The 14,719-nt window shown below is 67.7% G+C and carries 10 protein-coding genes; 4 read left to right on the forward strand and 6 right to left on the reverse strand.

The window, feature by feature from the left end:
* The first annotated feature begins 193 nt into the window (after positions 1-193).
* Positions 194-2,965, forward strand: coding sequence for a heparinase II/III domain-containing protein (locus KC207_RS04825; protein ID WP_211601766.1), 2,772 nt, complete (start codon positions 194-196; stop codon positions 2,963-2,965).
* Between the two features lie 124 nt (positions 2,966-3,089).
* Here the strand turns inward: KC207_RS04825 and KC207_RS04830 are convergent, their stop codons facing one another.
* The 4 genes from KC207_RS04830 to KC207_RS04845 all read right to left on the reverse strand — a co-directional run bounded on the left by KC207_RS04830 (position 3,090) and on the right by KC207_RS04845 (position 10,652).
* Positions 3,090-3,782 (reverse strand): hypothetical protein, encoded by a 693-nt coding sequence (locus KC207_RS04830; RefSeq protein WP_211601767.1) that lies wholly within the window; start codon positions 3,780-3,782, stop codon positions 3,090-3,092.
* 1,238 nt (positions 3,783-5,020) lie between these two features.
* Complete coding sequence (locus KC207_RS04835) at positions 5,021-7,396, reverse strand: glycosyltransferase family 4 protein (RefSeq protein ID WP_211601768.1); 2,376 nt, start codon at positions 7,394-7,396, stop codon at positions 5,021-5,023.
* Between the two features lie 100 nt (positions 7,397-7,496).
* Positions 7,497-8,741 carry a UDP-N-acetyl-D-mannosamine dehydrogenase gene (gene wecC, locus KC207_RS04840; RefSeq protein WP_211601769.1) on the reverse strand — a complete coding sequence of 415 codons (1,245 nt, stop codon included), beginning with the start codon at positions 8,739-8,741 and terminating at the stop codon, positions 7,497-7,499.
* Positions 8,742-8,759: 18 nt separating this feature from the next.
* A complete protein-coding gene (locus tag KC207_RS04845; RefSeq protein WP_249138564.1) occupies positions 8,760-10,652 on the reverse strand; it encodes a glycosyltransferase family protein in 1,893 nt (630 codons plus the stop codon).
* Between the two features lie 188 nt (positions 10,653-10,840).
* Between KC207_RS04845 and KC207_RS04850 the strand changes: the two genes are divergently transcribed.
* The gene (locus KC207_RS04850; protein ID WP_211601770.1) at positions 10,841-11,953 is read left to right on the forward strand and encodes an SGNH/GDSL hydrolase family protein; all 1,113 of its coding nucleotides are present in this window, start codon (positions 10,841-10,843) and stop codon (positions 11,951-11,953) included.
* 52 nt (positions 11,954-12,005) lie between these two features.
* Here KC207_RS04850 and KC207_RS04855 read toward each other — a convergent pair whose 3' ends face one another.
* Positions 12,006-12,560 carry a YceI family protein gene (locus KC207_RS04855; RefSeq protein WP_211601771.1) on the reverse strand — a complete coding sequence of 185 codons (555 nt, stop codon included), beginning with the start codon at positions 12,558-12,560 and terminating at the stop codon, positions 12,006-12,008.
* 242 nt (positions 12,561-12,802) lie between these two features.
* Between KC207_RS04855 and KC207_RS04860 the strand changes: the two genes are divergently transcribed.
* Both KC207_RS04860 and KC207_RS04865 read left to right on the forward strand, forming a co-directional pair.
* Positions 12,803-13,288: a hypothetical protein gene (locus KC207_RS04860; RefSeq protein WP_211601772.1), complete on the forward strand. Its 486-nt coding sequence runs from the start codon at positions 12,803-12,805 to the stop codon at positions 13,286-13,288.
* Positions 13,285-14,088, forward strand: a complete 804-nt coding sequence (locus KC207_RS04865) for a PP2C family protein-serine/threonine phosphatase (protein ID WP_211601773.1) — start codon at positions 13,285-13,287, stop codon at positions 14,086-14,088. Before KC207_RS04860 ends, KC207_RS04865 begins: the two co-directional genes overlap by 4 nt.
* Positions 14,089-14,110: 22 nt before the next feature.
* Here KC207_RS04865 and KC207_RS04870 read toward each other — a convergent pair whose 3' ends face one another.
* Positions 14,111-14,665, reverse strand: coding sequence for a 2'-5' RNA ligase family protein (locus tag KC207_RS04870; protein WP_211601774.1), 555 nt, complete (start codon positions 14,663-14,665; stop codon positions 14,111-14,113).
* Positions 14,666-14,719 lie beyond the last annotated feature (54 nt).

Here is a 14,719-nt window from a genome sequence, read left to right on the forward strand (position 1 = left end):
GACGAGCGCTCGCCACCTCCAACAGATCCGTGGCAAGTTCGTAGATGTGTAGGGTGCCGGGCGAGCGCACCAAGAAAGACTGGCGCGGACCTCCAGCGGTTCGTTCGAAATGGGATGCTGCCAAGGGTTCCGTACAGGCGCTGGTGCGAAACCTAGGAACGTAGCGCGACAGGTGAGGAGAGACGTGACTGACATGGGCACCGACGAGTCGCCGATGCGCGAAATCGATGCCTCCCCCGACCTCGCCTCCTGGCTCACCGATGCGGTGGACGGGCTTGTCGCAACAGGGCTAGCGGTACCAGCGTATGAGGTCATCAGCGAGCTCGGTGTAGCGCAGTACTTGCCGGTCGCCAGTCTGCGGCGCCTATTTTCGTTGCTTCGGCGTCAGGGCTTTCTGTACCGCGCACAGCGCTTGGCGCGGTTCCTCGACACGTATGAGGACCGATCCGGGGATTTGCTTGCTGCCATCACTGCGGAACTGGCGGTGCTGCAAGGTTCTGTGCGCCCAGAGGTCACACCATCTGCGTCCCCCTACATCGCCCGCGAGAGCCAAGTACTGAACGTTGTCGGCACGTCGCTGCCACTCGTGGACTCGACGTTCACTCGACGAACGCATGCCGTGGCGCAACAGCTGTCCAAGTTCAGCCTCGACGTTGCGGTCGTGACGCAGATGGGCAACCACCAGCCGGACGGGTACACCGTGGAGGTGTTCGACGGGGTCAGTTATCACCGTCTCCCCGGGGCCGAGCGCAAGGACCTGGCGTTCGATAAGTGGCTCGCCGCGTTCAGTCAGCGGTTGGCCGCAGTTGTCCGCAAAGTCCGACCTTCAGTGGTCGTCGCTTCGTCTGATTTCGTCAATGGGATCGCGGCTGAGGCTGTGTGTCGCACCTACGACATTCCCTTCGTCTACGACGTTCGGGGCCTATGGGAAGACTCCTGGCTTCACCGGCAGCGGGCGGAGTACGGGTGGACCGAGGAGCAAGTCCCGGCACGTTGGGGACTCCCGGAGGCGTGGACGATGCGCCGTGAGCGCGAGTTGCAGGTCGTCGACGCTTCCGACGCCATCGTTGCAGGCAGCGAAATGATCGGTCGAAAGCTTCTCGATCTCGGTGTCGACGCCGAGCGGCTCACCATCATCACGCACCCTGAGGATGACGCTCTGCGATGGCTGGAGGTTTTCGAGGCACTCGGCGCGCTGGAAGCAGGCGCTGCCGAGATTGCACAAGCGGCTCGGCAACCGGTGGATTTTGCTCCCGCCCGAGAACTGGTTCGCGAGAGCCGCCGCTTGCCCCTTGAACGGTTCGCGGAGGCGGGCGGCTTCGGAACGACCCAGAGCATCCGCGATGAGGGGTGGCAGCTGGGAAGCCTCGCCCCGGTGGTCATCACCAGTCCCTTCGACTGGTCGAACGCGTGCCTCGAAAACCGGTCCCAAGCCTTCAGCCTCCATGCCTGGGACTTCATGGTTCCATTCCTGAAGGCGTGGGATCGCGACAGGGATAAGGATTCTCTGAGGTGGTCACTCGATCGCGCCGTCGACTGGGCCAAGACCTTCAATATCGGCGACGGCAGCGGCACCATGGTGTGGTACGACATGGCGATCGGACTCCGTGCACCGCGCTTGGCCTACCTCCTGCAAGAGGCGATCATCGAAGGCGAGCCAGACGACGTGGTTGAGCCGCTGGTCAACGCCGTGGCTAGGCACCAACAGGAGATTTTTGCCGGGAGAGCCTTCAACGCCCGAACCAATCACGGGTTCTACACCGCAGCGGGACAGCTCGCTTTCGCGCGCCGCTTGTCCGTCCTACCAGCGATGGACGTGCTGACTCGCCAAGGGCAAGCACGTCTAGGCACCGTTCTGGCCACGCAGTTCGCAGACGATGGTGGCCACCTTGAGCACTCTCCCGGCTACCACCGGATGCTTTTGGGTTCGTTTCGGGATGCCTCGGAGGACGGTCTCCTCACGGATGTCGAGACGGAGAAGCGTCTCGCGCGCGCGGAGGAGGTGATGGGATGGTTCATTCAGCCGAACGGGCGGATGGTTCAGATCGGCGACACGGCAGCCAAGACCGTCGTGGGTAGCGATCGCGCTGCACGGGCAGCTCACACCCAGTTCCTTGCCAGTGGTGGACGCGCCGGCAAGCCCAATGAGGAGGAGTTGGTGGTTCTCCCTACGTCTGGGTATGCAGTTGTCCGGTCACCCCAGCCGAAAGGGCGGGACGATCATCGTCGATCCGGTTATCTCACCCTCGTTGCGGCCTTTCACTCCCGAGCCCACAAACATTGCGACGACCTGTCACTTACCTGGTTCGACGAAGAACAGGAACTCGTCATCGACTCCGGACGCTACGGCTACCTCGACCCTCTTCCCGCGGACTCGCCGGATCGCAAGAGAGGCTTCTTCTACGGCCGTCCGGAGCGGCAATACGTAGAGGGGACCGTCGCGCATAACACCGTCCAGAGGGACAACGCCGATCACGAGCGCCGCGAGCGGCAGCCGTATGGCTCGGGGATCTTGTCTGGGTCGGAGAGGGACGGCTACTTCCGGTTGCACGGCAAGGTCCCGCATCACGGGTGGACACATGAGCGCGTTGTGACGTTTCTCCCCGGTCAGTGGCTGCATGTGGAGGACAGCGTCGTGGGTCAAGAACAACACGACTTCACCCTCTGGTGGAACTTCGCCGAGACGCTAGAGGATGGACGCCTCGCCGACGAGGTCTTGTCCTTCACTACGGCGGCCTCCGGACGTGCACTTCACGTCCGGTCGCTGAGCGATAACGAGATTGTGCCGCTCGTCCAGGGCCAGCAGGATCCCTGGCGGGGCTGGCGGGCGGCGATGGACTACGAGTTCACGCCAGTCTGGTCGCTCGGATACCGAGTGCGGCAGGCGACTACCCACACGTTCCGTACGCTCATGAGCCTAGGACGGCCCTTGGACGCCAAGCCACGTTCGCCCTTCGACTCCTGAGGTGCTCCGTCCAGCCGAGGGGCTCGATGCGCTGGCTGCTCCTGCATCGCGCACCGGCCCACTCACAGATCAACGTGGTGCGCGCGCCTCGGATTGGCAGGGCGCGCGAGACCAATAATGGGGGTCAAGCACGGAGCGTGCGCCCAGTACTCGCGACCGCGAGGTCCCGCTCGCACGCTTCGGCCGCCCGTGTCACGTCATCCAGGTACGCGTCGAAGGTCGACTCCCACAAGAACCTCTGAAGGAGAATCTCCTGCCGCGCAGTGCCTTCCCCCCGTTCCACCAGGGTGAGTGCTTCTTGTATAGCGGAGCCATCGAAGGATTCGGAAAATTCCAGCCGCCCCGCCACGTGCTCTCTGACAGGTCGCCAATCTAGATTTTGCCACATATAAGGTATCGCCCGGCGCGCAGCGCTCGGCTTGTAAAATGGGACTTCTGCCCATTTCGGCATTGCATACCGCAGAATTCGACGGTGCGCTTCCCCGTACTCAAGAGGGTTTCCTAGGCGGTGAGCGGCAAATGCGAGAACACTCGGTGAGAAGAAGGGCGCGATGGTATTGGGCGTCGCGTAGGTGACGGACCAATTCGGCATTTTGTCGAAATTGTAGATCAGGTCCAGCACCTGTGGCGCCGTCTTAAGACCGAGGTCCTGTGCCCGCGGAAAGTATGAAAGCAGATCATCTTTTACACGCTCCTTGGCGATGCTAGAGGCTCCCAAAGCAACCGACACCATGGTTGAGAGTTTGTCCATCGCTGCTCCGGCGGGCGCGTCCCTCAAACGTTCCTGCCACGTCCCGAGCAGGTTTCCACCGGCCATAAATTCGCCCCCTAACCCATTGAAGACGGGAGATCTGCGAGCAGAGAATCCACGGAAGTCACCAGCTCGGTAACCGGAAGGGGCTAAGTACCGCCCCTCCCAGGCTGTGTGCTGAGACAACAGTCGCGTCGCAAATTCCGCGCCGAGACCCGAGGGATCCTTCCGGGGCTGGACCTCATGGCCCACCGGGACGTCGAGCAAGGACACCAGGATGTTCGCTGTTTCCACTTCGCCGTGATCCGTAGCGACGGTTCGCAACTGTCGCACCGCTCCGCTACGGATCCCGACAGCCGCGACCACGCGAGAGTCCTTCCCTCCGCTCAAGTCGGCGGTAGCCGACAGGGGCCAGCGCTGCGCCGTCCTCATAAACGATTCCATGTCCAGAACGTTGGCCTCGGGTGTCGGTTCCGGCGTGGATATCACGTGGTCGAACCATTGTGCGGCGCGAGTCTCTACGCGGCTTCGCCCGCGCAGTCCGCGCGATTGCGCGTATACATGCGATCCGCCCGGCAATTGGCGACCCTGACCTAGCTGTGTGTGACCAGTAGTGGCCCAACCCAAGGTAGCCATACCGCTCCATGCCATCAGATTCTTTTCTGGGCGCTTTCCCATGAAGATGTGAGCCAACCCCGGACGAGTCGACCACACCTCAGCTTCCGGGAAATCGAAGTGAAAGAGACGAACGAGCCCAAGAACGTCATTGATGATTTGAAGTTCTCCTGCACGCCAACGGGCAACTGCAAAGGGCGCCCCCACGTTCGAGGCGTTCAGTGTCCCCGAGAAGAGCCCTTCACCGAGACTCCACTCGTCGACGCCACTGTCCGACTCCGCCGCAAGGCTTGGAACGTGCAGCCACGCAATCCCAGAGGATTCGCGTTGCAGATATGGAGTCCAAGCCACAGCGTGGTCTTCCGGTTGCCACCCTATGAAACCAGTGACCCGGTCCCCGACCTCAGTTCGGGTGTAGCCCTTGGGGTAAAGGGCGCGAAGATGATTTTCTGCGTGCTCAACACGAGTAGAGAATCTGTCCTGCGTCTCGGCTTCACGGAAGGCATAAGCAATGAAAGCGGCAGAATTTGACATGATTCCTTCCGAGATTGGTCTGTCAGTGATTCGCTGGCGTGGTCTGTTAATGTGGTCGGCAAATGCCGGTTGGCCCAACATTGTTGGCCGTGTCGTTTGGGTACGAGACATTGTCGTACGACAGGCTTGTCGCCAATCGATGCCCGATGGTCTGGTTAGCGATCCGTACTCGGGTTCGTGCTGCTCGCTGAGTGCGAAGGGTGAGGGATGTCGAGTCCTAGGGAGCGGTACACATCGACGTATGCCGAGGCGTTCTTGTCCCAGGTGCGTTCACGGCGTGTCCACGCCGCACCCTTGTTGGACAATTCGGCCATGCGGGCAGGGTCTGCCAGTAGGGCCGCGATAGTCGTCGCTAGGTGTCGTACGTCGTCGGCTCGGAAGAGCTCTGCCGCGCCACTCGCGTTCGCGATTTCAGCAAGGGCCGAGACATCCGAGAAGACACAAGCCCGACCGCTGGACATGGCTTCGTAGGGCTTGAGGGGTGTCACCAGCTCTGTCACAGCCGCACGCTTGCGCGGGACGACAAAAAGATCGATAGCGCCGTAGTACTCAAGCACTTGGTCATGCGGAACCCGGCCGGTGAAGGTGACATTGGTCAGACCGAGGGTTTGAGAAAGGACGCGCAGGTTGGGCAGCTCCGCTCCGTCGCCGACGATCAGTAGTTGAACGGGACTCTCAGGCATGCAATGGACGTGGCGCGAGAGCTCGTCGGCGTAGTGGGTGAGGGCATCGTCGTCGAGTTCAGGATGGTTGAGTCCTAGCCGCTCCGCCAACGTGTGTGAAGATTCAGGCGCGTCATCCTCCCCGTCTGATCCCCTGAGGACGGCAGCGACCACCTCGACGTCCGACATCGCGCGAACGAGGGTGTCGATTCCTTCGTACTCCACAATCGAGGAAATGTATCCGACCACGCGCGCGCTTGACGAGAATCCGAGCGCCTCACGCAGGGCGGGATTCGCTTCAAGGACAGGAAAGTCGTCCACGTCTACGGCATTGGGCACGATTGCGATTTCCGGCAATGAAAGATCAAAGCGGTCGGCAACATCTAACATGTGTGAACGCATCACCTGCGCCAATGTGACGACCGCTGAGGAGGCGCTCCGCATGCGCGCCTCCTGCTCAAGGCGCAGCCGGTAGACATCGGGCAGACCGAATCGCTCCTCGACAACGCCGAGATCCCCCCAGCCCTCCGCCTTGGCTGTACGTGAGAGCCAACTTTCTTCCCAAAACCCTCGGGTCTCATTGATCATCGGGATGCCGTAGTGAGTGGCCACTGGGTGTGCAATCACGGCGTTGATGAAGTCCGAGTGGACGTGCAGGGCAGCTGGTCGCACCATTGAGACCACTTCGGCCAAGGCGATGACGTTGGCCTCAACCCACGCGTTCCAGGTTACGGCGCCTCGCACGGGGCCCCGGAGAGAGAAGTAACGGACTCCGCTGTGCACATACGTCTCCGTGCGTTCGCTTGCTCGCCCGGACGCCCCGGCCTGAGCTACAACAACGGGTGTGACTCCTGTTCTTGCCTGTGCCTCGACGGTGTACTGCGTACGCAGCGTGTACCCGGACTGTCGATCGGGCAGGGCACTGCCGACGACGTGCATGACCGTGCTCGAATTGCTTGCGCCCTCAAGAGCCGGCATCGAGACGTCCGGCCGCACGCGCCCGTGGTAGAGCTCAAGCTCCGAGGCCATCAGCGCGGCTGTGTGGACGTCATCGGGCTTGCCGAAGCGGTCCGCGATGCTTTGCATGACCTGTGCCGACACGCTGAGGTAGCCGAGCTGCCGCAACCGCTTCATCAACTGGCGCGACTCGGTGAGGCTGAGGCCGTCGACGAGATCGGGGTGCGCTCGCAGATGCCGGATCGTGTCTAGAGGGGAACTGCGGGCCACCGCACCGCGCACCTGGTTCAGTGCCTGCCGCTGGCTGACTAGGTTGTTCAGGGGGAGCCCGAGGTGTTCACCGATGTCCGCGAACGACTCGGTCAGCTCATGCACATCATCACTCAGGCCGGGGTGGGGCTCGCGCGCTGTTCGCTCGAGATCACTGAGTCGGGTAGTGAGCTGTTCTATGCGTTGTTCGCCGACAGGGCGCTGAACCATCTCGGCGAGCTGGACGTCGACCAAGTCCAGACGCCTACCGAGCTCATAGAGGTGGGGGTCCGCGGGCGGATGCAGGGCGTAGTCGGTGAATTGGCTGTCAAGCACAGCGAGCGTCGCGTCCATTTCGGCGAGGCGGGCGTCGAGAAGCTCCAGCGCATCAGCTGACGCGGCAGTCGCGGTCAGGGTGGCGAGGCGTCGTTGCACGTTCGCGACCCGCGTAGCCTGGCCGTTCGCCCGCCGTCGGTAGTCCCGCGCGAGCACCCAAAGGATCACCGCAGTCGCGGTAAGGGCGATGAGCGCGGCAACACCGAGAGCCGCGAAGTCATTGCCCCGCTCGACTCCGATGGAGAGAAGGAGCACTACGATCGCTCCGTAGCTGGAGGCTGTGGCCGCGCACGCGATTGCAAACAATTTTCGCTGCCTCGTTGTCATGCCTCTTCTCCTATGAGGAAGGGGAGCACGTGGAGTTTTGGTAACGGTGGCGTGGCGGGCCAGTACACGATTTGTTCGTGGTCGTGTGAAGTCAGCCGAATCAGCGCCAGACGCCGCGGGTGTCGATGACAGCCTTCTCGGCCAGCCGCTCGCGGGGCACGTTCTTGAACTCCTTGTGGTCGACGAGGAGCACAACGATGTCGGCTTCGCGCAGGGCCTCCTCGACCGTCGCGAGCCGGACGTTGTCGAAGGCCGACAGGGACGCGGGCAGCGCCTCGACGTTCGGCTCGACGGCGAGGACGCGGGCGTCGCCGTGGCGCTGGGCCAGCTTGACGGTGATGTCGAGGGCCGGCGACTCACGCAGGTCGTCGATGTCCGGCTTGAACGCGAGGCCGAGCGCGGCGATGACCGGCTCCTTGAACCGGTCGGCGCGCTCGGCGACCTTGGTGAGGACGACCTCGGGCTTGTGGTCGTTCACCTCGCGGGCCGTGCGGATGAGCCGCGCCTCGTCGGGCACGGCGCTCACGATGAACCACGGGTCGACGGCGATGCAGTGCCCGCCGACGCCCGGGCCGGGCTGGAGGATGTTGACGCGGGGGTGCTTGTTCGCGAGCTCGATGAGCTCGAAGACGTCGATGCCGAGCTTCTCGGCGATGATCGACAGCTCGTTGGCGAAGGCGATGTTGACGTCCCGGAACGAGTTCTCGGTGAGCTTGGCCATCTCGGCCGTCGTCGCGTCCGTGAGGTGCAGCGCGGCCCGGCAGAACACCTGGTAGAGGTCGCGGGCGTGCTCGGCCGCCTCGGGGGTGAGGCCGCCGATGATGCGGTCGTTCGTGACGAGCTCGATCATGACCCGACCCGGCAGCACCCGCTCCGGGCAGTGTGCGACGTGGACGACGGGTCGGTTGCCCGAGCCGTCGAGCGACAGGTCCGGACGGGCCTCCATGACCCGGGCGGCCATGTGCTCGGTCGTGCCCGGGGGCGAGGTCGACTCGAGGATGAGCAGCTCGCCGCCGCGCAGCTGCGGGATGATCGCGTCGGTCGCGGCGTCGATGTACGACAGGTCGGCGGCGTGGCCGTCCTTGAACGGCGTCGGCACGGCGACGATGTAGACGTCGGCGTGCGGGGTGTCCTTGCGCGCCGAGAGCCGGCCCTGGCTCACCGCGCCGGCGACGTGGGTCGCGAGGTCCGGCTCGACGAAGGGCACCTCGCCCCGGTTCACCGCGTCGACGTGGCGGTCGCTGACGTCCACGCCGGTCACCGTCACCCCGTTCGTCGCGAGGATGGCCGCCGTCGGCAGCCCGATGTACCCGAGCCCGATGACGGCGACGGTGTCGATCTCCATGTGGTGTGTTCCCCTTGCTCAGCTCATGACGTGGCTCTCGAGGAGCCCGAACCCGACGACCCTGGAGTTCGCCAACAGCTCGGCGGCCCCTGCCTCCCAGGTGTGCGACCCCGCAGTATGCCGCATCTGGACGAACCCGAAGCGGTCCGCCGCGTACACCCTGCCACCCCCGTCGACGACGTCCCGGAGGAACCCCGTGTCCTCGCCGCGGGACACCGCGTCGAACGGGTGCGCCCGGGCGACCTCCCGCGCGGTGACCATCGTCGGTCCCATGACGAGGTCGGTGTAGCGGTGCTCGCGCTCCGGGAAGCGCAGCACGGTCGCGTCGTGGGACTCCAGGTACATGTGGTGCGCCTGCTTCCCGACGACGTCGGCGCCGGAGTAGTCCAGCGCGTACAGCTGGTCGGACAGGTAGTGCGGCCCGTAGAGGTCGTCGTCGTCGACCTTCGCGACGACCTCGCCGTCGGCGGCGTCGACGAGGGCGTTGAGGCACGTCCCGAGCGGGTCCGACGCGGGGGCGTGCAGCCGCACGAGGTCGATCCCGAGGTCCGCGGCGAGGTCCGCGACGTCGTCGCCGACCTCGAAGCCGTGGCCGAGGAGCAGCACCTGGAGGTCGACGTCCTCCTGCCGGCCCAGCTGGCGCAGGACGTGCTCGACCTGGTGCGGGCGGTTCGTCGAGACGAGGGCGCTCACCGACGGCCGGCGCACGCGGGCCGCGTCGAGCCCGGCGGCGGAGAGCACCGTGTCGACCCGGTGGCCATAGGTGTGGCCGGACCAGATGCGTCGTTGGGCGCGGTGGACGGTGCGGTCCCGCAGCTCGGCGCTGCGCACGAGCGCCCGGAGCGTCCACTCCGCCTCGTCGGGGGCGGCGACCTGGAGCACCTCGTCCTCGGCGAAGAACCCACCGATGGCCTCGCTCGGCGTCGACACGACCGGCGTCCCGCAGGCACTCGCCTCGAAGATCCGACGGGCGCACATGCTCGGCGACCCGACGACCGAGTTGACGTTGAGGACGACCTTGTAGGCCCGCTGCGCCGTGAGCATCCGTGCGTAGTCGAGGGAACCGACGACGCGGTCGTCGAGCGGCGCCGGGAACTGGTAGCGCTCGTCCCCGCCGAGGTAGCGCGAGTAGATCTCGAGCCCGGTGTCCATCCGCCCGGACACCCGGTCCGCGGCCCCGAGCAGCAGGTCCATCTGCTCGCGCCGCTCCGGATGGCGGTGCGCGAAGTACATCCCGGCGAAGACGACGTCCCGGCTCTGGTGGTCGGCGGTCGGCAGCCGCACCGGGTTGTGGACCGCCGGCTGCGCCGCGAAGGGCAGCACCCCGACGCGGTCGTGCCCGAGGTCCCGGCGGTAGTCCTCGAGCCGGTTCTCGTCGGTCGTGAAGACGTGGTCGAACAGCCGCGCGGTGTCGAGGAAGTCCCCGTAGTGGACCGGGTCCTCCTTGTTCCAGAAGACCGTCGGGACGCCGGCCTCGCGGCACCACGCCACGAGGTCCCGCAGCTCCCCGTCCGGCGCGGACGGTCCGGTCAGCCGGTACTGCCAGGCGTCGCCGTTGCCGTGCCACGCCGACTCGACGAAGAGGAGGTCGAGCGGGCGCGGCTGCTCCACCTGGTCCCGCCAGCGCGACGGCACGAGCCGCACCTGGTCCCACTCGAACCGGTAGGCGAGCGTCGAGAAGTCGTCGAGGACCACGCCGACCCGCAGGTCGGGGCGCCGGGGGGCCCGGTCCGGCAGCGGCCAGGGGTCGACCTCGACCCCGTCCGGTCCCACGCGCACCGTCCCCGCGGGGCGGTCCAGGCCCCGTCGTCGGAGGTGCCGACGGACCTGTCCGACACCGCCGTGCCGCAGGTGCCACAGCGCACGGCGCAGGTCTCGGGTCCGGCTGCCCGTCCCGGGCACGACGCTCACCTCGCTCGACGTGGGTCGGCGGGTGTCCCCCACCGCGGCTGCCGGTCAACGTACCCGACCCCGGGGGTGACCCGTCGGCGTCGACCGGCGTGGCCCGCCCGCGGCCCGTCGCACCACCGAGGAACTCCTGAGAGGTGTCCGTCCGGTCCGACCGACCCGTGACGGCGGTCTTTGGCACAATGACGCCCGTGCATCGGTTCCGGGGGACAGACGTCGGTCTCGGCGTCCTCGTCATGGCGATCAACATCGCGTTGGTCGTCGGCGTCGTGTACTTCACGACCGCCCGCACTCCGGACGAGACCCAGGCAGCCCCGTCACCCTCCCCCTCGTCGACCCCCAGCGGGAGCGCGTCGACGAGCCCCTCGCCCAGCCCCACGCCCACACCGAGCGACGTCGACGTCGCGGGGCTGTTCGCCGAGGACGAGCCCCTGACGATGGCGGTGCTCGGGGACCAGACCGGCGACGGTCCGGGCGAGTGGGTCGGCCAGCTCGCGGGCCTCCTGGCCCAGGAGCGGGAGGTCGAGCTCTCGGTGCTCTCCCCCGCCGACCCCACGATCTACGAGGACCCGGTGACGACCGGCTCCGGTGGCGGCACGGTCACGATCCGCAACGGCAGCCGCGCCGGCACCACCGCGCGCTACGCCGCGAGCCGGGTGCAGTTCCTCGTCCGCGACGAGCCCGACGTCGTCGTCCTCAACTACGGCCGCAACGACGACGCCGACTCCGTCGCCGAGGGCCTGGACCGCACGGCGGAGGCGGTCCGGGACGAGTGGCCGGACGCGACCGTGCTCGTCACCGTGCAGCCGCCCACGTTCGACGACGCCAACGAGGCCGTCCGCGAGGCGACGGCCGACTGGGCCGAGGCGGAGGACCTCCCGACGCTCGACATCGCCGCGGTCTTCGAGGGGACCGGCGCGCCGAACGCCTACATCTCCTCCCGCGACCCGTCCGTCATGTCGACGACCGGGGACCAGCTGTGGGGGCAGGCGGCCTACGCCCTCCTCACCGGCGGCGACCTGCCCGTCGTCGAGCAGGAGGCCCCGGCGCCGGAGCCCGAGGTCGCCCCGGAAACCGGGACGACGACGGGTCAGGACACGACCGGCGGCACGACCGGTGGCGGAGGGACCACCGGCGGCGGCACGACCGGTGGTGGTGGGGGGACCGATCCCGACCCCGAGCCCACGACCGCCGAGCCGACGCCCGAGCCCACCGCGCCGCGGCCGGACCCGACCCCGCCGCCGACGACGGAGCCGCCGACCCCGCCCCAGGAGTGCCTCATCGACCCAGAGAGCTGCGACTGACCGGACCTCGTCCGGACGCCCGGCGGGTGCCGGGGGGTGCCGGATCGCCGGGTCAGCCCTCGCGCTTGACCGCGGAGATCTCGAACTCGAGGGTGATGCGCTCCGAGACGAGGACCCCGCCGGAGTCCAGCGGCATGTTCCACTCGAGACCGAAGTCGCGCCGGTTCACCTTGCGGGTGCCCTCGAAGCCGGCGCGCAGCACGCCGAACGCGTCCTTCTCGACGCCCGCCAAGGCGATCGGGATGGACAGCGTCTGGGTGACGTCCTTGATCGTGAGGTCGCCGGTGACGAGGTAGGCGTCGTCCTCGATCTCCTCCACGCGGGTGCTGTGGAAGGTGATGTCCGGGTACTTCTCGACGTCGAAGAAGTCCGGGCTGCGCAGGTGCTCGTCGCGCTGCGGGGTGCGGGTGTCGACGCTGGCCGCCTTGAGCACGATCTCGACCGTCGACTTCTCCATCGTGTCGAGGTCGGCGTGCAGGTGTCCGCTGATGTCGTTGAAGGACCCGCGCACCGTCGTGATCATCGCGTGCCGGGCGGAGAACCCGATCCGCGTGTGGGTGGGGTCGAGGTCCCAGTCACCGCTGAGGGTGGGTGCCGTGTCGGCCATGCCTGTCTCCGATCGGTCCTGGCACACGGCGGATGCGCGCCGGGCACTCTGACGAGCGAGTGTGGCAGAGCCCGACTGCGGCGGACGAGGGTTTCGCGCACATCGCACCCGACCGGACGACGCCCCCGACGGACTCCGTGCCGCTCCGGGACGACCCCCGGGGAGCGCTCCCCATCGTGGCGGGCGGCTCGGCGGGTCTAGGCTCCGGGGACCACCGTCGTCGCTCCAGGGGGAACCCCGTCGTGCCCGTCCTCGCCCATCCCGGACCGAGCTCGCCGCCGCCGCCGCGGGTCCGGCTGGACGCCGACGACACGTGGAGCGCCCTCCCGGCCGAGGACGGCCTGCTGCGCGCCGAGGCCCCGGGTAGCGCGAGCGACCCGGTGGCCGTCGCCGTCCGGCACCACGTCGGACCCGCCGCCCTGGGCTCGGACGACCTGGCGGGGACCCTCGCGGGGCGCGCCGCCTCCGGAGCAGGGCGGGAGGACGGCCAGGTCGAGGAGCCGTTCGTCGTCGAGCTCGGCGGTCGGGACTGGCACGCCCGCAACGTGTCCTGGGTCGATGCCGGCACCGATGTCGTCGAGGTCGTCCTCGTCACGAGCCTCGGCGGCGACGACGTCGCGAGCCGTCACCTCGTCGCGATCGGACGGGTGCGCGGCGCGGGGCTGGACGCGGACTACGACGTCCTCCAGTCGGTGCTCGAGACGCTCGTCGTGGAGACGGACGGATGACCCGCTCGGGCCGGGTGCTCCGCGGGAGCTCCCTCCTCGTGCAGTCCGGCGCCGCCACCGACGTGGGGCGGGTGCGCGACCACAACGAGGACTCCCTCCTCGCGGGCGCGCGGGTGTTCGCGGTGGCGGACGGCATGGGCGGTCACGCCGGCGGTGAGGTCGCCTCACGGCTGGTGGTCGAGGCGCTGCAGCGGCTCGAGGACGCCCCGGCGACGCGACCCGAGGACGTCACGGCGGCCCTCCACGCGGCCAACCGGTCGATCCAGGACGCCGTGCGGGCCGATCCCGCCCTCCGCGGGATGGGGACGACGGCCACCGGGGTGACCCTCGTGGAGACCGGCGGCAGCGAGCACTGGGTCGTCTTCAACGTCGGGGACTCGCGGGTCTACCGGCTCGCCGGGAACCGGATGCAGCAGATCACCCGTGACCACTCCGAGGTGCGAGAGCTCGTCGACGCCGGCCTGCTCGACCCGGCGGACGCGGCGTCGCACCCGCTGCGCAACGTCATCACGAGGTCGCTCGGCACCGACCCGGCTCCCGACCCCGACGTCTGGGTCCTCGCCCCGACGCCGGGGGAGCGGTTCGTCGTGTGCAGCGACGGCCTGTCGGGCGAGCTCGACGACCGCGACGTCATGCTGCTGGCCCGGCGTCACGCCGACCCCCAGGAGGCGGCCGACGAGCTCGTCGCGGCGGCCGTGCGGGCCGGGGGGCGCGACAACGTGTCGGTCGTCGTCGTGGCGGTCTCCGCTGACGGCGAGGTGGACGAGGACACCGAGCCGCGGTCCGGGCTGCGACCCTGACCTCGCGGGCGGGCGTCGCGGCTCAGGCCGTCGGGACGGAGTCGAGCACCTCGTAGCCCCCCGAGCCGTCGTCCCGCCAGGTCCGCACGAGGACGTCGACGGCGTCGAGCACCCACGGCCGCCCCTCGTGGGCGTCGAGGGCGGCGACGAGCCGCTCGAGGTAGGGCAGGCCGGTGCGGTCCGTGACGAGCCCGAGGGGCAGGACGGGCCGGAAGGACCGGCGGTCGACGAAGAACCCGAGCTCGGCGACGACGGGCGGCAGGGCCCGGCTCACCGCGAAGGTCCCGTCGACGTCCCCGTCGAGCCGCAGGCCCACCGTCGGGTCGTCGTTCTCGAGCGCCCACGCCCCGGCGAGCCGGACCTCGGGGGTCCCGGTGCCGACGAGACGCTCGCGCAGGTACTCGCAGAGGCCGTTCGCGCTCGGCGTCGTGAGGTTGCCCAGTCGCACCATCGGCATGACGAGCTCGTCCACCGGTGTCGCGGCCAGCTCGTCGGCGCCCCGGGGCACGCCGTCCCGCACGGCGACGGCGGCGGCGAGCACGTCGTCCGGGGGCCGGATGCCGAGCGACACGTTCATGGACACCTCCGTGGGGACCGCGGGACGCCCGATGGTCCCACGACCCCTCCCCGA

Origin of the sequence: Phycicoccus avicenniae (genome assembly GCF_018139485.1) — a bacterium.
GTDB lineage: Bacteria > Actinomycetota > Actinomycetes > Actinomycetales > Dermatophilaceae > Phycicoccus > Phycicoccus avicenniae.

Bases quoted from the DNA above. Each gene is read 5' to 3' on its own strand.
- KC207_RS04825 (WP_211601766.1), top strand. From the start codon at position 194: ATGGGCACCGACGAGTCGCCGATGCGCGAAATCGATGCCTCCCCCGAC.
- KC207_RS04830 (WP_211601767.1), bottom strand. From the start codon at position 3,782: ATGGCCGGTGGAAACCTGCTCGGGACGTGGCAGGAACGTTTGAGGGAC.
- KC207_RS04835 (WP_211601768.1), bottom strand. From the start codon at position 7,396: ATGACAACGAGGCAGCGAAAATTGTTTGCAATCGCGTGCGCGGCCACA.
- wecC (WP_211601769.1), bottom strand. From the start codon at position 8,741: ATGGAGATCGACACCGTCGCCGTCATCGGGCTCGGGTACATCGGGCTG.
- KC207_RS04855 (WP_211601771.1), bottom strand. From the start codon at position 12,560: ATGGCCGACACGGCACCCACCCTCAGCGGTGACTGGGACCTCGACCCC.
- KC207_RS04865 (WP_211601773.1), top strand. From the start codon at position 13,285: ATGACCCGCTCGGGCCGGGTGCTCCGCGGGAGCTCCCTCCTCGTGCAG.
- KC207_RS04870 (WP_211601774.1), bottom strand. From the start codon at position 14,665: ATGAACGTGTCGCTCGGCATCCGGCCCCCGGACGACGTGCTCGCCGCC.